The organism is Dactylosporangium sp. CA-092794 (assembly GCF_050948465.1).
GTDB lineage: Bacteria > Actinomycetota > Actinomycetes > Mycobacteriales > Micromonosporaceae > Dactylosporangium.
On the sequence record NZ_CP192044.1, the window covers coordinates 3,684,301 to 3,704,082 of the forward strand.

20 protein-coding genes are annotated in these 19,782 nt (G+C 67.3%); 8 read left to right on the forward strand and 12 right to left on the reverse strand.

Going from position 1 to position 19,782, the window contains the following annotated elements; genetic code table 11:
* The first annotated feature begins 34 nt into the window (after positions 1-34).
* The 3 genes from ACQPXD_RS15840 to ACQPXD_RS15850 are packed head-to-tail and all read left to right on the forward strand — an operon-like array spanning position 35 to position 3,229.
* On the forward strand, positions 35-1,240 hold the full coding sequence (locus ACQPXD_RS15840) for a site-specific integrase (RefSeq protein WP_432838638.1): 1,206 nt from the start codon (positions 35-37) through the stop codon (positions 1,238-1,240).
* Positions 1,237-2,199 carry a tyrosine-type recombinase/integrase gene (locus ACQPXD_RS15845; RefSeq protein WP_432830768.1) on the forward strand — a complete coding sequence of 321 codons (963 nt, stop codon included), beginning with the start codon at positions 1,237-1,239 and terminating at the stop codon, positions 2,197-2,199. Before ACQPXD_RS15840 ends, ACQPXD_RS15845 begins: the two co-directional genes overlap by 4 nt.
* Positions 2,189-3,229 (forward strand): tyrosine-type recombinase/integrase, encoded by a 1,041-nt coding sequence (locus ACQPXD_RS15850; protein WP_432830766.1) that lies wholly within the window; start codon positions 2,189-2,191, stop codon positions 3,227-3,229. Before ACQPXD_RS15845 ends, ACQPXD_RS15850 begins: the two co-directional genes overlap by 11 nt.
* A gap of 10 nt (positions 3,230-3,239) precedes the next feature.
* Here the strand turns inward: ACQPXD_RS15850 and ACQPXD_RS15855 are convergent, their stop codons facing one another.
* Both ACQPXD_RS15855 and ACQPXD_RS15860 read right to left on the reverse strand, forming a co-directional pair.
* On the reverse strand, positions 3,240-3,926 hold the full coding sequence (locus ACQPXD_RS15855) for an IS3 family transposase (RefSeq protein WP_432839059.1): 687 nt from the start codon (positions 3,924-3,926) through the stop codon (positions 3,240-3,242).
* Entirely contained in the window at positions 3,923-4,240 is a 318-nt protein-coding gene (locus ACQPXD_RS15860; RefSeq protein WP_432839061.1) for a transposase, read from the reverse strand. The genes ACQPXD_RS15855 and ACQPXD_RS15860 overlap by 4 nt, the downstream gene beginning before the upstream one ends.
* A 284-nt stretch (positions 4,241-4,524) precedes the next feature.
* Here ACQPXD_RS15860 and ACQPXD_RS15865 point away from each other — a divergent pair, with 284 nt between their 5' ends.
* The gene (locus ACQPXD_RS15865) at positions 4,525-4,665 is read left to right on the forward strand and encodes a hypothetical protein (RefSeq protein WP_432839063.1); all 141 of its coding nucleotides are present in this window, start codon (positions 4,525-4,527) and stop codon (positions 4,663-4,665) included.
* 49 nt (positions 4,666-4,714) lie between these two features.
* On the opposite strand, the gene ACQPXD_RS15870 is transcribed toward ACQPXD_RS15865, so the two are convergent.
* On the reverse strand, positions 4,715-5,320 hold the full coding sequence (locus ACQPXD_RS15870; RefSeq protein ID WP_432825686.1) for a transposase: 606 nt from the start codon (positions 5,318-5,320) through the stop codon (positions 4,715-4,717).
* On the reverse strand, positions 5,302-5,790 hold the full coding sequence (locus ACQPXD_RS15875; RefSeq protein ID WP_432838539.1) for a winged helix-turn-helix domain-containing protein: 489 nt from the start codon (positions 5,788-5,790) through the stop codon (positions 5,302-5,304). The genes ACQPXD_RS15870 and ACQPXD_RS15875 overlap by 19 nt, the downstream gene beginning before the upstream one ends.
* A 118-nt stretch (positions 5,791-5,908) precedes the next feature.
* Here ACQPXD_RS15875 and ACQPXD_RS15880 point away from each other — a divergent pair, with 118 nt between their 5' ends.
* Entirely contained in the window at positions 5,909-6,454 is a 546-nt protein-coding gene (locus ACQPXD_RS15880; RefSeq protein ID WP_432839065.1) for a hypothetical protein, read from the forward strand.
* A gap of 17 nt (positions 6,455-6,471) precedes the next feature.
* Here ACQPXD_RS15880 and ACQPXD_RS15885 read toward each other — a convergent pair whose 3' ends face one another.
* The 3 genes from ACQPXD_RS15885 to ACQPXD_RS15895 all read right to left on the reverse strand — a co-directional run bounded on the left by ACQPXD_RS15885 (position 6,472) and on the right by ACQPXD_RS15895 (position 8,428).
* Complete coding sequence (locus tag ACQPXD_RS15885; RefSeq protein WP_432839067.1) at positions 6,472-6,771, reverse strand: hypothetical protein; 300 nt, start codon at positions 6,769-6,771, stop codon at positions 6,472-6,474.
* 108 nt (positions 6,772-6,879) lie between these two features.
* Positions 6,880-8,169 (reverse strand): IS256 family transposase, encoded by a 1,290-nt coding sequence (locus ACQPXD_RS15890; protein WP_432843860.1) that lies wholly within the window; start codon positions 8,167-8,169, stop codon positions 6,880-6,882.
* A 28-nt stretch (positions 8,170-8,197) separates the two neighbouring features.
* Positions 8,198-8,428, reverse strand: a complete 231-nt coding sequence (locus ACQPXD_RS15895; protein WP_432839069.1) for a hypothetical protein — start codon at positions 8,426-8,428, stop codon at positions 8,198-8,200.
* Positions 8,429-8,546: 118 nt separating this feature from the next.
* Between ACQPXD_RS15895 and ACQPXD_RS15900 the strand changes: the two genes are divergently transcribed.
* Together ACQPXD_RS15900 and ACQPXD_RS15905 are read left to right on the forward strand one after the other, a co-directional pair.
* Positions 8,547-9,035, forward strand: coding sequence for a winged helix-turn-helix domain-containing protein (locus ACQPXD_RS15900; RefSeq protein ID WP_432838539.1), 489 nt, complete (start codon positions 8,547-8,549; stop codon positions 9,033-9,035).
* A complete protein-coding gene (locus tag ACQPXD_RS15905; protein ID WP_432825686.1) occupies positions 9,017-9,622 on the forward strand; it encodes a transposase in 606 nt (201 codons plus the stop codon). Before ACQPXD_RS15900 ends, ACQPXD_RS15905 begins: the two co-directional genes overlap by 19 nt.
* Here the strand turns inward: ACQPXD_RS15905 and ACQPXD_RS15910 are convergent, their stop codons facing one another.
* From ACQPXD_RS15910 to ACQPXD_RS15925, 4 genes are all read right to left on the reverse strand, one after another.
* A complete protein-coding gene (locus tag ACQPXD_RS15910) occupies positions 9,623-12,964 on the reverse strand; it encodes a DNA methyltransferase (RefSeq protein ID WP_432843862.1) in 3,342 nt (1,113 codons plus the stop codon).
* Complete coding sequence (gene drmD, locus ACQPXD_RS15915) at positions 12,964-16,146, reverse strand: DISARM system SNF2-like helicase DrmD (RefSeq protein ID WP_432839071.1); 3,183 nt, start codon at positions 16,144-16,146, stop codon at positions 12,964-12,966. Before drmD ends, ACQPXD_RS15910 begins: the two co-directional genes overlap by 1 nt.
* Positions 16,147-16,482: 336 nt before the next feature.
* Positions 16,483-18,051, reverse strand: coding sequence for a recombinase family protein (locus ACQPXD_RS15920; RefSeq protein ID WP_432839073.1), 1,569 nt, complete (start codon positions 18,049-18,051; stop codon positions 16,483-16,485).
* 34 nt (positions 18,052-18,085) lie between these two features.
* Positions 18,086-18,502: a SigE family RNA polymerase sigma factor gene (locus ACQPXD_RS15925; RefSeq protein WP_432839075.1), complete on the reverse strand. Its 417-nt coding sequence runs from the start codon at positions 18,500-18,502 to the stop codon at positions 18,086-18,088.
* A gap of 101 nt (positions 18,503-18,603) precedes the next feature.
* Between ACQPXD_RS15925 and ACQPXD_RS15930 the strand changes: the two genes are divergently transcribed.
* Positions 18,604-19,416, forward strand: coding sequence for a hypothetical protein (locus ACQPXD_RS15930; protein ID WP_432839077.1), 813 nt, complete (start codon positions 18,604-18,606; stop codon positions 19,414-19,416).
* On the opposite strand, the gene ACQPXD_RS15935 is transcribed toward ACQPXD_RS15930, so the two are convergent.
* Complete coding sequence (locus tag ACQPXD_RS15935) at positions 19,395-19,781, reverse strand: RidA family protein (RefSeq protein ID WP_432839079.1); 387 nt, start codon at positions 19,779-19,781, stop codon at positions 19,395-19,397. The genes ACQPXD_RS15930 and ACQPXD_RS15935 overlap by 22 nt on opposite strands.
* Between the last annotated feature and the right edge of the window lies 1 nt (position 19,782).

Here is a 19,782-nt window from a genome sequence, read left to right on the forward strand (position 1 = left end):
TCGTGTCCATTCGCGTTGCGGAGAGGAGACGGCCATGGATACGACGGTCACAGGGATCGGGTCGGTTGTTGTCACGGAGTTGCGGGCAGCCGGCTACATGGAGTCGACGATCGGCCAGTACAGGAAGTCGATCAAAGCGTTGACGTGTTTTGCCGCGGAGTGCGGTGGCGTCTACTCGCCTGCCCTGGGTGCTGCGTTCGCGTCGATGACGATCAGTCCGCGTACTGGCAGGTTCAGTGCGCAGCGCAGCTTCGACTACAGCCGGCTGATCGGGGTGTTCGACGCCTACATGCTGACCGGCCGGGTGGAGTTGTCGTGCCGTAAGCGTGGCGGGGGTGGCTCACGACCGGTCTCGCGCGAGTTCACCGCGCTGGCTGCCGCGTGGGACGCCGACATGGCCGACCGTGACCTGGCGCTGGCCACCCGCGACGCCTACGGCCGGGTATGCCGCGCCTACCTGGTGTTTCTGGAGGCGCGCGGGATCGCCTGCCTCGGTGGCGCCGACGGGTCCAGCGTTCTGGGGTTTCTGGACTCGTTGACAGGCACGTGGGCGACGTCGTCGCTGTTCTGGGTGCTGTCGAACTTCCGGCCGTTCTTGAAGTTCACCGGCCGCAACGACCTGGTCGACGCGGCCGGGCTGGCCGGGGTCAGGCGTTCCCACGCGATCCTGCCGGTGCTTTCCGACGAGGTTGAACGCCTGGTCGTGCACGCATGCGCGACACCGGCGATCGCCGCGCGGGACGCCGCGATCACCCTGCTCGCGATGACGACGGGGCTGCGCGCGTGCGACATCATCAACCTGGGGCTGGCCGACATCGACTGGCGCGCACGGACCGCCGACATCGTGCAGCAGAAGACGCACAACCCGCTGACCGTGCCGCTGACCGATCTGCTGGTCGGCAGGCTCGCCGACTACGTTCTGGATCAACGGCCGGACTCGCCCGACGACCACGTGTTCCTGCGTTGCGTGGCGCCACATACGCGGCTGTCGGACCACGCATCGATCCACCGGGTGATCGCCACCGTGTTCGGCAAGGCTGGCGTCACCGACGTGAGGGCCGGTACTCGCCTGTTGCGCCACAACGCCGCGTCGCGGCTGCTGCGCGCGGCGGTCCCGTTGCCGACGATCTCGGCCGTGCTGGGCCATACGAGCCCGGAATCGACTGACCTGTATCTGAGCGTCGATGAGGACCGTCTGCTCGACTGCGTCCTCGACGTCCCCGTCGGAATGCGGTCATGAACGCCCGCCGCTTCACCAGTGCCTTCGCACCGCAACTGGAGGCCTACCTCGCGTTCAAGGAGAAGATGGGCTTCTACGGCGTCTCCCGGATCTGGTACCTGAAGCAGTTCGACGTCTACTGCACCACACACGAGCGGACCGTCTTCGACCGCGACACGGTCGAGGGATGGGTCAGCCAGCAGCTGACCCGCTCAGGGCGGTACCGGTCCTGGATGTCCTACATCCGCGACGTCGGCCGTTGGTTGCAGGCCCACGGGCAGCGCGACGCCTACGTCCTGTCCGATCGGTGGAAGGCCGCAGTCGTCCCCGCCCACCCCTACCTGCTGACCAGGGACGAGATCGAGGCGTTCTTCGCGGCCGCCGCAACGCTGAACGCCGCCTCCCCGTGGCGGTGGCAGGCGGTCGCGTTCTTCACGCTGATGCACTCCTGCGGGCTGCGGACCGGGGAAACCCGCCTGCTGCGCCCCGAACACGTGCACCTTCGCGACCGGCACCTCGACATCGTGGCTTCCAAAGGCAACCGCTCCCGACGCCTACCTATCACCGGCGAAGTCGCCGAGATCCTGGCCGGCTGCGACCGGGTCACCCGCGCACGCTTCGGCCCAACGCGGTGCACATTCTTCGTCTCCGCGGCCGGCAACCAGGTCACCGCCGCGACCGTCGGGAAGATGTTCAACCGTGCCTGGGACCAGGCCGGTCTCCCACGACCGGTGGGCGGTCAGCAGCCCCGGCCCTACGACTTCCGCCACCACTTCGCCTACGCCAACGTCGAACGATGGATGGCCCAAGGCAAGGACGTCATGGCGATGCTTCCCTACCTGGCCCGCTACATGGGGCACGCGGACATCGAGTCGAGCTTCTACTACATCCACACCTCGCCGGAGTTCCTGCACGCCTACGCCGACCTCACCGCCACGAGCCAGTCGTTGCTACCGGAGGTCGGGTTCGATGAAACGTGACCCGGCAACCGGCGCCCCGGACTTCTACCGCTTCGCCCGGGACTACCTGCACACCTACCTGCCCACCGTGGCCCGACGCTCACCGAACACGATCGAGGCCTACCGGATCAGCCTGGAATGCTTCCTGCACTACCTCGCCGAACACGAGCACATCGACCGCCCCGACGTGGGCTTCGACCACTTCGACCGGCCACACCTGAAAAGCTGGCTGGCCTGGATGGCCGACCAGCAGCACTACGCGCCCAGGACCATCGCGTTGCGGCTGACCAGCGTCAAAGCGTTCCTGACCTACTGCTCCGCCGAGGACATCACCCTCGTCGCGCTCAGTCAGGCAGCCAAGGCGCTACGCACGCCAGCCAGCGCGCGGAAACCGATCGAGTACCTCACCGAACCCGCGACACGGGCCGTCCTCGCCGCCTGCACCGGCCGCACCGCGAAATCGCGCCGCAACCGGATGCTGCTGATCTTGCTCTACGACACCGCGGCCCGCGTCGGTGAGATCACCCGCCTGACACTGCAGGACCTCCGCTTGGGCAAGCCCGGACACGTCGTCCTCACCGGCAAAAGGAACAAGACCCGCATCGTCCCCCTCACCGGCAAGACGATCGAGCACCTGGGCGCCTACCTCGCCGAGTTCCACCCAGGCACGACGCAGCTTCCCGCGACCCGGCCGGTGTTCTACAGCCTGCACAACGGCAAGCCAACAGCGCTGTCGACCGATACCGTCGCCGCAGTGCTCACGCACGCTGCCACAGCCGCACGGCAGAGCTGCCCCTCGATCCCGAACAACATCCACTGCCACATACTGCGCAAGACCAAGGCCATGGACCTCTACCAGCAGGGCATCCCGTTGCCCGTCATCATGCGGCTCCTCGGCCACGAGAACATGTCGACCACAGCAGCGTTCTACGCCTTCGCCACCATCGACATGATGCGACAAGCCGTGGAGGCGGCCACGCCTGCAATCGACTCGCCAGCCGCGCAGCCACTCACCGAGGACAGGCTCCAGGCCCTCTACAGCCTCCGATGACATGCCGTCGTTAAGCCGAGGAATCAGACACGACAACCCTTCCGGCACCGACCATCCCACGATCCCTCGGCTTAACGCAGAACTCGGCGTAATCGGAGTGGTGAACGAGTCCGTCCAGGTCAGTGCCCTGGTTCTCGCGGCGCCAGATGGCCATCTTCAACGCGTCCAACGCGAGGTCGGTGTACAGGCTCGTCGATACCTGCCAGCCGACGATCATGCGGGAGAACACGTCGAGCACGAACGCGGCGTACACCCAGCCCACGGCAGTGCGCACGTAGGTCAGGTCAGCGACCCACAGCTGATTCGGACCGGCTGCGGTGAAGTCCCGTCTGACCAGGTCAGCGGGCCGGCTGGTCTCGGCTGCAGGCCGGGTCGTGCGCGGCGACCTGTCACGCAGCAGCCCGCGCAGCCCGGCTGCGCGCATCAGCCGCTCGACCGTGCAGCGGGCCACCCGGACACCACGCCGGTGCAGCTCGTGCCAGATCTTGCGGGCCCCGTAGACGCCGTAGTTCTCCGCGTGGACCTGCTCGATCAGCGCGGTCAGTTCCTCGTCGCGCCGGGACCGGGCGCTGGCGGGGCGGGTCTTGGCCGCGTAGTACGTCGACGGTGCGATCTGTGCCGGCGTGCCATCAAGCGCCTGCAGGACCGGCTGGACACCGTACTGCTCCTTCTGGGAGTCGACGAAATCGACCTTCATCGCGACGGACGGTCCAGCTCCGCCGCGAAGAAACTCGCCGCGGACTTCAGGATCTGGTTCGCCCGCCGCAGCTCACGCACCTCCCGTTCGAGCGCGGCGATGCGTTCCGCGTCGCTGCTGGTGCTGCCAGGCCGCACACCGGCATCGGTCTCGGCCTGCTTCACCCACGTCCGCAACGCCTCCGGATGCACCCCGAGCTGATCGGCGACCCGCCGGATCGCGCCCACCGCCGACACCGGGTCCCGGCGGGCCTCGACCGCCAACCGGGTCGCACGCTCACGCAACTCATCGGGGTACTTCTTCGGTGCAGGCATCGCTGGTATTCCTCCCAGGTTTCGATGTCTCCATCAAACCCGGTGCAGGACAGGGTGAGTGCGGTGCCGAACGCTGGCGGGAGGTCTAGTAGCAATTCAACGACACTGGTTGCCGGTGGATCGGACTGCTGCTCGCCTATCTGGTGTGGCGACGCTTCGGCAGGTTTCGGCGCAAGCGAGAGCTTGATGCGGTTGGGTGCGGTGGGCGGCGCCGTGTCGGTCGGTGCGGCGAGTCGCTGCTGCCACCTCGTTGTCAGCGAGTCGAACAGTGCTTCCGCTTCCGCGTGCCGGCCGAATTGCGCCAGTGCGGCGGCGAGGAGATGACCGGCCTGAAGGTTTTCCAGGGTATCAACGTCGGTGGCGTGATGTTCGTACGCGACGTCAAGGAGTTGGTGAACCTGGCGCAACCGGCCGTGGGATGCTAGCTCTTGTATCAGCGCATGAAGTGCTACCGACGCTGAACTGTCGGGGTGATCACGGTGGTTGGGGTTCCAAGGCGAGGCCCGTTTCGGCGATGAAGGCGTCGAGGAGGCCGGCCCGGTACTGCATGCGCTTGAGCCGGGTCCGCACGAGTGCGGCGAGTTGGCCGGTACTGCAGGCGGCGAGGTTGCCCAGCCCGCGTTTGAGATGCGACCACACGCCCTCGGCCGGGTTCAGTTCCGGCGTGTACGCGGGCAGCTGGACCACGGTCAGCCAGTCGTGGGCCTGCACGAACGCCCGCATCACCGCGCTGACATGGTGATTGATGTTGTCCCACACGACGATCAACGGTGCCCGCAACTGGGCGTGGACCGCGGTCAGCAGCCGCATGTAGTCGGCCTCGCCCAGGCCCTTCGGCTCACGCTTCCGGCCGCGATACACGTGAATGCGGAAGAACAGCCGCGTCCGCAGCCCCGGCCGGGTAGCGATCAGCCCGGCCATCGACACCCGGCCCGACCCCTTCCCCGACACCGGCACCGCCGGCGTGTCCCCGCGCCGCGACCAGGTACGGGCCTTCGGCGGCCGCAACGACTGCCCGGCCTCGTCCTCGAAACACACCCACGCCCCGAGCGCGCGGGCCGTCATCTGAGGCGCGGCCACGTCTCCTCCCGCCACGCCACGGCCGCCGCCTCGTCCCGCTCCACCGCCCGATGCACCGGCACCTGCGGCGACCAACCCATCCGGTGCAGCAGATACGACACGCCCCGCTCGGTGTAGCGCACATGGAACAGCCGGCCAATCAGCACCGCGATCCGCAGCAGCGTCCACCGCTGATCCTCGACCCAGCCGTGCGCAGCCGGACCCCGCTTCAACTCAGCCCGCAACCGGGCCAGCCGTACCGCATCCAGCCGGCACCGGCCACCGCTGGGACCCCGGGACCGCAACCCGTCCCGTCCGTCACGGCGCCAGGTCTGCTGCCACTGATAGGCCGACTTGGCCGACACCCGCAGCACCGCGGCGACCCGCCCGGCCGGTACCTGCTCCTCGAACAGGTCCGCGGCCTGCATCCGCACCAGCTCACGGCGGGCCCGGCCCTTCGCGTTCAGCCCGCCACCATCGGCGTACCTCACACTCCTGGTATAGATCCCCGCCAGGCCCGGGTCACGCCGACACGCCGGACCGACATCGACTCACCTCGACACTTCGGCCTCAGTACGCGTGCCGACAGGACAGGTAACGAGCGAGCAAGTGGTCGTGTTTGCCTCCGATGGCTACAGCGTTCAGGCAGTCTTGTCATCAAGCCTGCATCAGATATGGGCGATCACCTACGGCTCGACCCTGGAGACCCGGGTTCGCTATACACCGTCCGACGTATTCGAGACATTCCCCCTCCCCGCCACAACTGACTGGCTCGACGCTGCTGGGCGTTTGCTGGACGACGAGCGGCGCGAAATCATGCTCCGGCGCGGCCTCGGCCTGACGAAGCTGTACAACCTGACCAACGACCCCGGAACCCGGCGAGACAGGGACGTCGATCGGTTGCGTGATCTTCAAGTCGAGGTCGACGAAGCGACCGTGGCCGCGTATGGATGGGATGACCTTCGTCTCGACCACGGCTTCGATATGTACCGACAAGTTGTGCGCTGGACAATCGGCCCAGCCGCCCGCGTCGAAGTCCTTGACCGCCTGTTGCTGGAGAATCATCGCCGTGCAGGGGCTCAGCCCAGTGGCCGAAGCTCCACAGGAAGCGGTAGCGTGCCACTTGGCGAATTCACTCTTTTCGACTGGAGCTGAGACCTCACCTGGATGGGTCAGAAGAGCGCTCCGTCGTCGTCGAGCTCACCGGCCCCGAAGGCGGCGCCCCCAGATTTCTGCCGCTGCCGTTCGGCTCGGCGGCGATTCTCGTCGAGGAGTCGGTCTAGGATCTCGATCCGTGCCGCCGGGCTCACTGTCCATCGCTGCATCTTCCTAAATGTATGGAAGCCGTGGCCAGGCGTGAAGTCAGACCAGCCATATGCGTCCAAAACCCCATGGTCAATATCCACATGCAGTGCTCGTATCCGAGCAACATCGCGGTCGGCATCGTCGCTTAGTTCAGCGTCGTTGACCATGTTATAGAGCCTCGTAAGGCCGAGACTGCGTCGAAGCATGATCTCGCGGGGCTGTCAAGTTAACGGTGGAAGTGTTGTTCAGGTCTGAGCTGTAGTGGTGATGGTTGTCTATGTACGTGGATTGGAGAGGCGTCCGTCAAAGGTGATCTCGAACGCGTTGAGCGCCGACTTCCACCGGTTGGACCAGCGTTGCCGGCCACGGCCAGTGGGGTCCAGGCTGATCACGGTGAGGTAGAGGATCTTCATCGCGGCCTGCTCGTTGGGGAAGTGGCCGCGGGCGTTGACCGCGCGGCGGAACCGGGCGTTGAGGCTCTCGATGGCGTTGGTGGTGCAGATGATCGACCGGATCTCGGTGTGGAAGGCCAGGAACGGCACCATCTCCGCCCAGGCGTTGGTCCATAGCCGCACGATCGCCGGATACTTGTGCTCCCAGGCGGCGGCGAACTCGGCGAACCGGTCCAGCGCGGCCTGCTCCGAGGGTGCGGTGTAGACCGGCTTGAGCGCCGCGGCGATCGCGGTCCAGTCCTTGCGGGACGCGTACTTGAACGAATTGCGCAACAGGTGCACGATGCACGTCTGCACCACCGTCTTCGGCCACACCGTAGCGACCGCATCGGGCAGGCCCTTCAACCCGTCACACACCACGATGCACACGTCGCTCGTGCCACGGTTGCGGATGTCGGTCAGCACGCGGAGCCAGAACTTGGCGCCCTCACCGTCGCCGTGTTCCCCGGCCCACATGCCCAGAATGTCGCGGTGCCCGTCCACCGTCACGGCCAACGCTACATAGATCGGCCGGTTCGCGACCTGCCCATCGCGGATCTTCACCTGGATGGCGTCGATGAACACCACCGGATACACCCGATCGAGGGGCCTGGACTGCCACTCACCCATCGAGTCCAGGACCCGGTCGGTGATCGTGGAGATCGTCTCCTTCGACACCGACGCCCCGTACACCTCGGCCAGATGCGCCGACACCTCACCCGTGGTCAGTCCCTTCGCGGTCAGCGACACGACGAGGTCGTCCACACCGGACAGCCGCCGCTGCCGCTTACGCACGATCTGCGGCGTGAACGACCCGTCCCGGTCCCGCGGCACGTCCACCTCGACCGGCCCGGCCTCGGTCAGCACCGTCTTGGCCCGCCGCCCGTTGCGCGCGTTGCCCGGCGTGCGCCCCGCACGTTCGTGTTTCCCCGAACCCAGATGCGAGTCCAGCTCACCCTCGAGCGCCGCCTCCAGGACCCGTTTCGTCAACTGCTGCAACAAGCCGCCCTCACCGACCAGGCTCACCCCCCGCGCCCGGGCCTGCCCAGCCAACCGCGCGACGAGCTCGTCGTCGACCACATCGACCAACCCCGGCCCATCCGCCGGCGCATCGCTCTTCGGTACCACTGTCATCGTCATCCCGGTGTCCCCTTTGTCCGAGTTACACCGTTAAATTTACAGTCCCGATCTCGCGCCGTTCACCATCGAGGACGCGGCCGATCTCCTCCAGAAAATCTGTGGATTCGGGGCGGGGAAACGTCTCGAATACGTCGGAAGGGGTGTACCGCGGGTCGTTCCGCATGCCCGAGCCGTAGGTGATCGCCCATATCTGATGCAGGCTTGATGACAAGACTGCCTGAACGCTGTAGCCATCGGAGGCAAACACGACCACTTGCTCGCTCGTTACCTGTCCTGTCGGCACGCGTACTGAGGCCGAAGTGTCGAGGTGAGTCGATGTCGGTCCGGCGTGTCGGCGTGACCCGGGCCTGGCGGGGATCTATACCAGGAGTGTGAGGTACGCCGATGGTGGCGGGCTGAACGCGAAGGGCCGGGCCCGCCGTGAGCTGGTGCGGATGCAGGCCGCGGACCTGTTCGAGGAGCAGGTGCCGGCCGGGCGGGTCGCCGCGGTGTTGCGGGTGTCGGCCAAGTCGGCCTATCAGTGGCAGCAGACCTGGCGCCGTGACGGACGGGACGGGTTGCGGTCCCGGGGTCCCAGCGGTGGCCGGTGCCGGCTGGATGCGGTACGGCTGGCCCGGTTGCGGGCTGAGTTGAAGCGGGGTCCGGCTGCGCACGGCTGGGTCGAGGATCAGCGGTGGACGCTGCTGCGGATCGCGGTGCTGATTGGCCGGCTGTTCCATGTGCGCTACACCGAGCGGGGCGTGTCGTATCTGCTGCACCGGATGGGTTGGTCGCCGCAGGTGCCGGTGCATCGGGCGGTGGAGCGGGACGAGGCGGCGGCCGTGGCGTGGCGGGAGGAGACGTGGCCGCGCCTCAGATGACGGCCCGCGCGCTCGGGGCGTGGGTGTGTTTCGAGGACGAGGCCGGGCAGTCGTTGCGGCCGCCGAAGGCCCGTACCTGGTCGCGGCGCGGGGACACGCCGGCGGTGCCGGTGTCGGGGAAGGGGTCGGGCCGGGTGTCGATGGCCGGGCTGATCGCTACCCGGCCGGGGCTGCGGACGCGGCTGTTCTTCCGCATTCACGTGTATCGCGGCCGGAAGCGTGAGCCGAAGGGCCTGGGCGAGGCCGACTACATGCGGCTGCTGACCGCGGTCCACGCCCAGTTGCGGGCACCGTTGATCGTCGTGTGGGACAACATCAATCACCATGTCAGCGCGGTGATGCGGGCGTTCGTGCAGGCCCACGACTGGCTGACCGTGGTCCAGCTGCCCGCGTACACGCCGGAACTGAACCCGGCCGAGGGCGTGTGGTCGCATCTCAAACGCGGGCTGGGCAACCTCGCCGCCTGCAGTACCGGCCAACTCGCCGCACTCGTGCGGACCCGGCTCAAGCGCATGCAGTACCGGGCCGGCCTCCTCGACGCCTTCATCGCCGAAACGGGCCTCGCCTTGGAACCCCAACCACCGTGATCACCCCGACAGTTCAGCGTCGGTAGCGGCTGCTGGTTCAGTGCGGTCGTTGAAGTCGATTACCCAGCGTGAGGCTGATGTGTCGGGGCGGGAGTTGAGATCTTCGCCGTTGAGGTAGGGAAAGAGCACCTCGGCGTTGTGTGGATCGGTGGCAATCCACTCTTGCGCTTCAGCCTCGTCGAGCACGAAGCCCATCCCAAGCACGATGCAGCCCTGGAAGGCGATACTGGCGTTCTCGATCAAGCGGATCGGATTGCCCGCGGTACGGCCTTGCGGTTCGAGCAGGGTGCTGATGCGGCTGACCGGCACGTCGTCGGCCATACGCGGGACCGCGTCGGCGACCGAGCCGAGGGAGCCCCATACGGCGGCGTATTCGAGGTTGGCGCTGGCGGCGGGCCAGGAGCGGGACTGGATGGCGCGGGTGATGGTGAAGCCGGCGGCGACTATGGCGTCGAGGCCGACCTCGCGGGAGTCGCCCTGGGCGACGGTGTTCGTGGCGATCAGGCCGAGCGTGCCGTTCGCCTGCAGAAGCGAGGTGACACGTAGGAAGAAGTAGGCGACGAGGTCGGCGCTGCCTCGGCGGCCCTCGGAGAGGACGTTGACGAACCAGTCGCGGACTGGAGTGCCCATGGCGCCGGTGAGCTTCTGTCCGCCAAGGAACGGGGGGTTGCCGATGATGGCATCGAATCCGCCGTGGTCGACCATGACGTCGGCGGCCTCGATGATCCAGTGAAGTGGTTGCCAACGCTCGTAGTCGGTCTCGACAGCGGGCGTGAGGCCCCGGTCGATGATTGTTTCGAGCCATCCGCTGTCGGAGCCACCACCGGCCGTGCCTGGGTATGCGTTCCTGGTAGCCATGCGCAAGTCCTCGTACGCGGCATCCAGCGTCTTGCCGGGCTTGCCGCCGAGAGGCAGGCCTGCCCCGATGACGCCGTTTGCGATCTTCCGCAAGTCTGCCGTCACCTCGCGCAACTGCGCGAGCTGGCGGCGTTTCGCCGCGCTGGAGCGGGCCGGGTCGGCGTCGTCGACCGGCGACGCAAGGTTCTCGCGGAGGGCGACAGCCTTGGCGATGATCGAGTCGACGTCAACGTCGACGACGTACGTGAGGTCGGTGCCGGAGGCCAATCTCTTGGTGACCCACTTGGTTCCCTTGCTCGGATCGATGTGGAGGTTTCGAAGTTGGTCGAGCTTCGTGAGGCCGAGCAGGGAGTTGCCGAGGAAGACCTTGTCATCGACGAACGAGAACGGCAGGTTACGGTCGAGGGATACGAGCCATAGCGAGAGTTTGCACATCTCGATGGCCATGTCGTTGATGTCGGCGCCGTAGAGACACTTGGCGATGACCTGGCGGATGGCGAGGGTATAGAGGTCCTTGCGGGCTGCGTTCGCAGGGTCCTCGATGGTCCAGGCTTCGACAACGCGCTCGGCGAGGTAGCGGGCGGCGGCGACGAGGAATGCCCCGGAGCCGCAGGCGATATCGGCGACCTTGAGGCCGAGGATCTCGTGGGGCAACTTGAGCTTCCATGCCGCCGGATCGGCTGTCTGGTGCGGGCCGGGCGTGTAGCAGAGCGGTTGGAGGGCGTGGAGAACGACCTCTTCGGCGAGCGATTTCGGGGTGTAGTGGGCGCCGGCGTTCTTCCGCGACGGCGTTTCCTTGACGAGCAGGCCGCCGCCGAACACGACGTACGGCCGCTTGCGTAGATCGAGGCGGATCAGGCCGAGCCAGGGCCTGACGCGGTCGCGGAGGGGGAAGTCGTCACCGACGGCTTGGGTCAGCGCGCTGACGATGCTCGGATCCACGTCGGCGCCCACGGCCTTCGCGATGGCAGCCTGCGACGGGGGCTTGGCGGACGGCTGGTCCTGCTCCACCCAGGCGCGGAGAGCGTCGGCGAACTTCTTGCGGTCCGGATGCCGTTCGGCGAGCTCTTCCAGCCTAGAGAGCGGGATCTCGGGCTCCTCGCCCAAGCTGCCTTTGATACCGACGGTGACCTCGTTGGCGACGACGGCGGTGTAGCCGAGCAGGCCCTCATACATGTAGCCGATCTGCTCGACGTCGATGTCGCGGAAGGAGATGCGCCGCGCTTCGCCTCTGATATCGGCGATCTGCACGGACTGCAGGACGTGCAGCATGACCCGATCCGAGACTGTAACCGCCAGGGTGCCTTGCTCGGTCGTGGCAGTGAGGAACGGGAACCGGGCCGGGTCGAATAGGGAGCCGCCGTAGGCGGGCATACGGATGTTCTCGAAGGACGCGCCGCGGTAGAGGGCGTTACTGGTCGCAAGAAGCCGGTGCCAGGTCAACGAGGTGGAGTCGAGGGCTTCCTCGCTTTCCTCGGTCCTGCGTGCGATGAGCTGATCGAGCTCGCTGGCGATGCCGTAGCCCTGGTCGAACAGTTCGCCAGAGGGCAGCAGGCCGCGCTCCTCGGCGAACAGGAGGAAGACGACGCGCATCATCACCGTGACGGCAGTCTCGTAGCTGTCGTGCGGGCGCGCCGACAGCGGGTGTGGAAGGTTGCGTCGTCGGGCGTCGGCAGCCGACTCTGAGAAGGACTGGATGATCAGCTCGACGGCTCGCCGCACCTGGGCACCCAGGGCCTCGGTGATCTCCTCGGCTGCGGCTACCGACTCCTCGAACAGCACTGGGAGGCGGTCTTTCGGGTCGCCACCGATCAGGTACGGCCGGCCGATCAGGGTGAGGAACGCGTCCCGGGTGCGTGGTTCTTCGATCCAGGTCAGCGCGTCCACGATGCCGGAGGCCACCATGGCTCCCGGGCGGGCACAGACAAGTCCCCACCATCGGCCGTCGGTGACGATGCCGATCGGAATGCGGTTCTCGCGCAGCATCGCCTCGACGCGGTCGATCGGGTTGGCCGCCCAGAGGTCACCGGGGGTCTCACGCAGCGATTCGACGGGATCCACGACGTGGACGAGCGCGCCGACGCCGTCGGGGCCGTCGAGTGAAGCTTGTGCGCGGACAGCGACGGCCCGGTTGGGTGAGTGCGCCTCCACGCCTGGTACGTCGCCCCACGACAGCGATTCGGCCCAGCCCACGACGTCGCGCAGGATCGTCTCGACCCACTTGTCGCGCACGACGCGGTAGGCGTCCAGGGCCTGCTCGGAGTCTGGTGCACGGTCGAGGCGCTCCCACGCGGCCTCGAAATCCTTGCGGGCGTCGACCAACGCGGTCTTGCGGGCATCGGACAGCGTGGGCATGCCCTGGGGCCAAACGCGCTTGAGCGGCGAAACGGCGAGGAACGGGCCGTCCATGTCGACGAGTTCGAGCCAGACGCGGTGCTGGTCGGCAACGCTCGTTGGGCGTCGAGTGTTGTAACGGCGCATCATCACTCTCGCCACCCGTCAGCGTCGCCGCGGGTCAGGGCGAACACAACGGCGGCTGCGGTCGTATGTGGCTTGACCTCCGCGTAGCGGTCGTGGATGGCCGAGATTTCGCGCCCTTGTTCGTCGTCGAGCTCGTCCAGTCGGCGGGCCATGGCCTCGATGTCGCGCCGCCACTGCCGCTGCTGATCAGGGTCGGTGAACAGCTGCCCGGCCGCTGCGTCTTCCTCGGCACGGAGGCGGGTGAGCGAGTCGCGGAGATTGGCGCGGAACGCGGCGAAGATCTCTGTCGCCCGCTGCACGTCCGCGGCCTGCCTCCGGGCGAGTTGCTCGGTGACCAGGTCGTGTCGGCGGTCGGCGCGGCTGCGCATCGACTCCTCCAGCCGCAGGCGCAGCGGGGCATCGGGCACGTTCCACAGGTCGCACAGTTGGTCACGGACCCGCTGATCGGCCAAGGTGAGGTTCTTCCGGTCAAGCGCTTTGTCGAGTGCCGCCTCTGCCCGCTCCTCTGCCATCGCACGGCGTCCGCGCAGTCGCACGCCCACGAGGAAGACCTCCTCGTGTAGACGCACGCCGCCGCGCCCGACGAGAACCATGCGGGTCACGGCGGCGACGAACGATTCATCGAGGTCGTCCACGACCACTGCCGTCACGCGCCGAAGAGTCGAATCAACGCTCCACAACGACCGGCGCAGCAGTCGTTGGGCCTTCTGTACGATCGGGTGACCAAGGTGGACGTAAACCAGGTCGGCCCTGCCTTCGGCGGCATCCGGGTCGAAGGTGATGGGTCGCAGCACACCCGGATCGAGGCGGGTGTCGAGGCCGCGAAGAGTGTCGCGCCAGCCCGTGGTGAGCGGCGGCACGGTGAAGACCTCGGCGTCGGTGTCCTGGGCGAACTCATGGTCCGGGATCAGGGCTTCCTGGTGGTTGAGCCGGAGCGCAGTGTCGACCACACGCCGTAAGTTGGCCGGGTCGAGGTGCATCTCGATGCGCTGGTCGTCGTAGCCCTGCTCCAGCTGGGTGAGGCGGGCGTTGAGTTCCATGCCGCCGGCCAAGGCGGCGTTGATGACCTCGTTGGTGTCGATGCCCCTGGACTTCTTCGTCGTCCGTGCGCGGCGACCGAAGTGGCTCTGGATCTCGTCACCGACGACCTGGTTGGCTGAGCCGAGGTCGTACTCGACCTGGGCGATCTTGCGGGCGATGATCTGCATGAACTTCAGGTCGGCGCCGTAGGTGGAGGAGTCCCGTACGGGCAGGAAGTGGAACACGTGCGGCTGTTCGGTCTGGCCGTACCGGTCGATGCGGCCGATGCGCTGTTCGAGCCGGGACGGGTTGAACGGGATGTCGAAGTTGACCAGTCGGTGGCAGTAGGTCTGCAGGTCGATGCCCTCACCGGCGGCGTCGGTGGCGAGCAACACACGCACCGGCTCCTTCGACGGGTCGGCGGTGAACTGGGAGCGGATGTACTCACGCTGGTCCGGCGGGGTTGAGCCCTGGATCACCGCGAGCCGGTCGTCGCTGTAGCCGCGCTGACGCAGCACGCGGGTGATCCAGTCGACGGTGTGCGCGTACTCGGTAAAGACGACGACGCGCTCGTTGGTCCAGCGCTTCCCGTCGGGACGGCAGTTCGCGTCGAGGAAGCCGACAAGCCGATCGAGACGGGAGTCAGCGCGGCTCTCATAGCCCAGACCCCAGTTCATCAGCGCCTCCAGCTCGCCGGGATCAGCTCCGACGAGCGGGTCGGAGCCCTTCGACTCGCGCAGCCTCTCCGCCTCGTCCTGCTCCCACAAGCCCTCCTCCTCGTCGGACTGGCCCTCACCGAAGATGTCGTCGTACTCGTCGTCGGACAGCCCGCGGCCGGCCTTCGATGACAGGTAGTGGCTCAGGGTCATGCCGAAGGCGAACGGGCTGGACAGGAACCGTTTCTTCAGCAGCATCGTTACGATGTCCCCGCCGGGCTTAGTGCCGTTCAAACGTGCGCTCTTGGTGACGATCTCGTCCAGCAGCGAGAACATCTGCTGCTCGGACTCCGACGGGTCGAAATCGATCGCCCCGACCTGGCGCTTCTTGAATCCCTTACCAGTCAGATCCCCCTTCAGCCTCCGGACCGTCACGTCCTTAAGCGCGTTGGCGTCGAGGTTCGCGCCACGAGCGAACCGCCGTCGGTCGATCATCTCCATCAGCGCCGTGAACGACTCGGGGTGCCCGTTGTGCGGTGTGGCGCTCAGGAACAAACGATGCTCGCACTTCTCCGCGAGCTGCCGCACGGCGATCGTGCGCTGGGTGTCCACCGCGTACCCACGCCCGCCAGCGACCATCGAGGGACTCGCAGGCGCCACATGGTGGGCCTCGTCGACGACGAGGATGTCGAACGCGTACCGGCTGCCGGTCTTGGGGTTCGTGGCCTGTGCGTAGATATCGCGCAGGAGGCGCTGGGCCCGGACCTGCGGCAACCAGGCCATGCTCACGATCACCCGCCGGAAGATCTGGAACGGATTGGCCTGCAGACCGTGGGTGCGACGGACCTCAGCCATCAGCTCGGAGTTGACGATGGTGAACTCCAGGCCAAATTTCTCCCGCATCTCGTCCTGCCACTTCAGCGACAGGCTCGGCGGGCACACGATGATTGCCGTGCGAGCACGGTGACGCAGGAACAACTCCTGGATCACCAAGCCTGCCTCGATCGTCTTGCCCAGGCCGACGTCATCGGCTAACAAGAGGTTCGCGCGCGGCGCCCCAAGAGCGCGGCGAAGCGGTTCGAGCTGATATGCCTCTACATTCACCCCAGACCAGAACGGAGCCTGATAGCGGTTGGGGTCGGCGCTCGTGACGGCTCCCCACCGCATCGCGTCGATGAGGCCAGCAAGCGTCTCGGGGTCGTCAAAGCCATCGGCTTGAATCACGTCTGGGAGGCCCTGCGCTGGGGCAACAGTGTGGCCGACTTCGAGTTCCCATACCACGCTGAGCTGCGCGCCCAGGCTGCCCTCATCGAGGGACAGCAGGTCGACGACATGGCTCAGTTGCGCAACCGACTCATCGGCCGGGCTACGCGGAAGACCCTGCGCCTGAACGTTCGACACAGCCCACGTCGAGCCGCGGACCTCGACCACCTGACCGGGTTCCGGCAGCGGCGGCAGACCCCGTCGAGCGACCCTCACATCCTCGGCAGCAAGCACAGCAGCATCCACCCCAGTCACCACCTCGATACCATCACGCACTCTGACAGCCGACTCATCACGACGATTCGCGCGGTCACCTTATCTTCCTACAAAGAGCACGAGACCGGCTCCATCCCAGGGTCCGCAAGGCGTGATGCGTGTGCAGATGGGTGTTTGGTGTAGACCTGCTGTTGCTGAGTGCGAAGGAAGGGTATGACGGATTTGGAAGGTCATTGGCGTTCCTACGCTGTTGATCGTTCCCGATGCTGGGCGGTGGCCACCGCAGCGGGTCGTCTTCGTTCATCGTCCGATCCCCTCCGCCGCCCGGAGTCCGCTACCGGCCCGGCGTTCGTGTATCGGCATCCGCTACGCGGCGGCCGTTTCGTCCTGCTCGCCGAACTTCCACGTCCACTCCAAGCGGTGTCGGCCGAACGGCTTGCGCGAACCCTTCCCAGCGGGCAACAACCGAATGTCGGCCACTGTGCGGATGATGTCGCGCTTCACCGCCACCTCGTCGCCCAGCTCGGCCCACGCCGCGACCGCGTCCGCGCCGATCCGCCCGCGCAGCACCGGCGGGATACCCGCCTCCTTCGCGGTCGCCTCATGCTGCTCGATCTGCCCCAGCAGGCCACGCTCAGCACGGGCGAAGCTCACCGCCGTCACCTCCCCGGACTCGGCGAGCTTGCGCCAGTCCTCCAACTCCGCCCGCAACCGCTGCGCCTCCGCACGCGCGTGCGCCACCTGTTCATCACTGCTGGCGTCGGCGGACAGCTCCTCGAACACCTCCGGACGGGCCAGCCACGCCACCACCGCCCGCTGCACGAACTCATCGAGGACGTCCGCGGTCACCGACGCGCACCGCCTGTACAGGCACGAGTAGTTGACCCCGACCCAACCGCGCCGCTTAACCGGCTGCTTCGACGTCGGCCCACCACACACCCCGCACAGCACGACGTAGGACAGCAAATGCACGGCCCGTCCCGCCCGCGTCGTCGTCCGGGACGGGTCTTCGAGGAGGCGGACGGCCGCCCAGTACGTCTCCTCGTCCACCAACCCGTCCCACTGCCCGTCCCCGACTACCTCACCACGCAACACCCGCTTACCGATGTAAGCCGGGTTCATCGCCATCTTGCGGATGACCCCACGCCGCCACGTCGACCCCTCCGGGGACGGAACCCCCCGCTCGTTCAACTGCTTCTCGATCGTGATCAGCGGCACCCCGCCGGTCACCTTCTCGAACATCTCCGTCACCACCCCGGCCCGGCTGTACTCGCTGACCGTGCCGTCCTCAGCGGTCGCCGAGCGGATCTCGGTGTCCGCCTCCTGCCGCAGGAACGCCCGCGTCCGCGAGTCGTAGATCCGCCGGTAGCCGTAGGTCACCCTCCCGTGCGGGCGCCCGTCGGCCGCCGCGCCGTCGATGCCGCGCTTGACGTTGTCGCGGATCGAGTCGGCCAACCACTCCGCCTGTACCGCCTGGAACCCGAGCATCATCCGGTCGTTCTTGTCCCGCAGGTCGTACAACACCCCACCGACCAGCCAGAAGAACATGCCGACCTCGGTGCACAGATCACGGATCTGCACGAACACCGCAAGGTCACGCTGGTTGCGGGAGATCTCCCACACGACCAACACGTCGAACTTGCCCGCCCGGATCGCGTCCATCAACCGCTCGAAGTCCGGTCGCTCCTTCTTCGCGTGCCGCGACGCGGACAGGTCGTTGTCGGTGAACGACGCCCCCGCCGGGCACGTCCAGCCGTTACGGCCGATCTCCGCCAGGTTCAGCTTGCCCTGATCGCCGACGCTTTTGCCCTGCTCCTTCTTGTCCTGACTCGCCCGTTGGTACCGACCCGCCCGCAAGCAACGCCGCCTTACTGTCGAACCGCGCCGCGACCCCCGCCCGCCTGCCCTGACGTACCATCGGTAATGCCTCCCCATCGACGTCCCTAGCTGCTACAATGGACCTTAGCAGCTAACGCTTCTTAGGAGTCCCGACCGAGCAGCCCAGTATCTCGGCGGTCTCGGCCTCGGACAGGTCCTCCCAGTACCGCAGCACGAGCACCGCCCGCATGCGCTCCGGGAGCCGGGCGAGCTCGGCGACCAGCGCCGTGCGGTCGGCGAGGTCCCGCGCCGGGTCGGGTCCGGCCCGCTCGGGCGGGTCGGCGGCGAGCAGCTCCCGGCGCAGCGCCCGCCACCAGCTGGTCCGCTGGTTGACCATGGCGCGGCGCAGGTACGGCATGGGATCGGCGATCCGATCGAAGCGCGGCATGATCTTCAGCAGGCACGTCTGGACCAGGTCCTCGGCGGCCACCACGGAGCCGGTCAGCAGGTATGCGGTGTGCAGCAGCTCGGTGTACCGCAGCCGGACGAACTGCTCGAACCCCTGCACGCTGCCGCCTCCCGTCCGACGCCGTCACAGCATGCACGCCGCGGAACCTCGGAAGGTTGCGACGTACGATCCAGGCATTGGCTATGAATGGAGTGACGAGCATGGATCGGCTGTCCAGCCGGGCGCGGTGGGCGGACGCTGCCGCCGTTCTGGCCGTGGTTGTCACCGTGATCCTGGCTGCTCGCCAGCTTCGGCCGCTGGCCGAAGCGGGGGCCTTTCTCGCGCGCACGGGCGAGACGTTCGCGGTCGTGCCGGCCTCCGCCTGGCCTCGTGCCGCCGTCTGGGTCGCGGTCAGCGGCGCGGTGCTGCTCCGCCGGTGGATCGCCGCGGCGGTGGGTGCCTGGGCGGCGGTGCTGTTCGAGATCGTCGAGGCCGCCCGGCGCGTCAACGGCGCGCCGCTCGACCTGCTGGCGTGGCCGGTGCTGCTGGCGGTCACCGCCGCCCTGTTGTTGAGCGTGTCCGCCCCGGCCGGTCGCGGCCTGGAGCTGCTGGGGCGCCGCGGGCTTTGGCTGCTTGCCGGCGCGGCCACGGCCACCACGCTCACGGCAACGGCGATTCCCTTCCTGGGGGAGTACTACCAACCCGGCGTCGCCTTCGCCATCCCGACGCGGCTCGCCGACGCTGTCGCCGGCGTGACGTTCGCCGGCGTGCTGGTTCTGGTTCTGGCCACGGTCAGCGGGGTCGACCGGTCCGTCCGGCTCCGGGTGTACACCCTGATCGGAACTGGCCTGGCCGGGTTCGCCGGCATCCAGTTCGGCCTGCCGTTCCCGTTCAGCATGTCGACCGTGCCGGTGCTGTCACGACCCACCCAGGCCGTGCTGCTCGTGCTGGGACCGTGTCTCGTCTTCGGCGCCGGCCTGGTGGTGGTTTGGTTCACCCAGCGGAAGGTCGTTCAGCGGTCGCGGGGGATGTAGGCGATGGCCTCGATCTCGATGCGCAGGTCCGGGTTGGACAGCGGGGCGAGGATCGTCGAGCGGGCGGGCAGCGGGTCGGTGAAGTACTCGCGGTAGACGGCGTTGAACGGCTCGAACAGCGTCGCGTTGAGCAGGAACGCGGTCACCTTGCACACGTCGCTCAGGTCGCCGCCGGCGGCGCGGCAGACGGCGCGGACGTTGTCCAGGACGGTGCGGACCTCGGCGTCGAAGTCGCCGACCACGGTGGCGCCGTCCGGGCGCACGGCGACCTGGCCGGAGACGAAGACGTAGTCGCCGGCGCGGGTGCCGTGCGGCAGCGGCAGGGGCAGCGAGGCGACCTGATCGCTGTGGACGTTCTCGATCATG

Excerpts from the sequence above, each read along its gene's own strand:
- ACQPXD_RS15840 (WP_432838638.1), top strand. The coding sequence starts at position 35 with ATGGATACGACGGTCACAGGGATCGGGTCGGTTGTTGTCACGGAGTTG.
- ACQPXD_RS15845 (WP_432830768.1), top strand. The coding sequence starts at position 1,237 with ATGAACGCCCGCCGCTTCACCAGTGCCTTCGCACCGCAACTGGAGGCC.
- ACQPXD_RS15850 (WP_432830766.1), top strand. The coding sequence starts at position 2,189 with ATGAAACGTGACCCGGCAACCGGCGCCCCGGACTTCTACCGCTTCGCC.
- ACQPXD_RS15855 (WP_432839059.1), bottom strand. The coding sequence starts at position 3,926 with ATGAAGGTCGATTTCGTCGACTCCCAGAAGGAGCAGTACGGTGTCCAG.
- ACQPXD_RS15860 (WP_432839061.1), bottom strand. The coding sequence starts at position 4,240 with ATGCCTGCACCGAAGAAGTACCCCGATGAGTTGCGTGAGCGTGCGACC.
- ACQPXD_RS15885 (WP_432839067.1), bottom strand. The coding sequence starts at position 6,771 with ATGGTCAACGACGCTGAACTAAGCGACGATGCCGACCGCGATGTTGCT.
- ACQPXD_RS15890 (WP_432843860.1), bottom strand. The coding sequence starts at position 8,169 with ATGACAGTGGTACCGAAGAGCGATGCGCCGGCGGATGGGCCGGGGTTG.
- ACQPXD_RS15910 (WP_432843862.1), bottom strand. The coding sequence starts at position 12,964 with ATGATGCGCCGTTACAACACTCGACGCCCAACGAGCGTTGCCGACCAG.
- ACQPXD_RS15920 (WP_432839073.1), bottom strand. The coding sequence starts at position 18,051 with ATGGGGAGGCATTACCGATGGTACGTCAGGGCAGGCGGGCGGGGGTCG.
- ACQPXD_RS15930 (WP_432839077.1), top strand. The coding sequence starts at position 18,604 with ATGGATCGGCTGTCCAGCCGGGCGCGGTGGGCGGACGCTGCCGCCGTT.
- ACQPXD_RS15935 (WP_432839079.1), bottom strand. The coding sequence starts at position 19,781 with ATGATCGAGAACGTCCACAGCGATCAGGTCGCCTCGCTGCCCCTGCCG.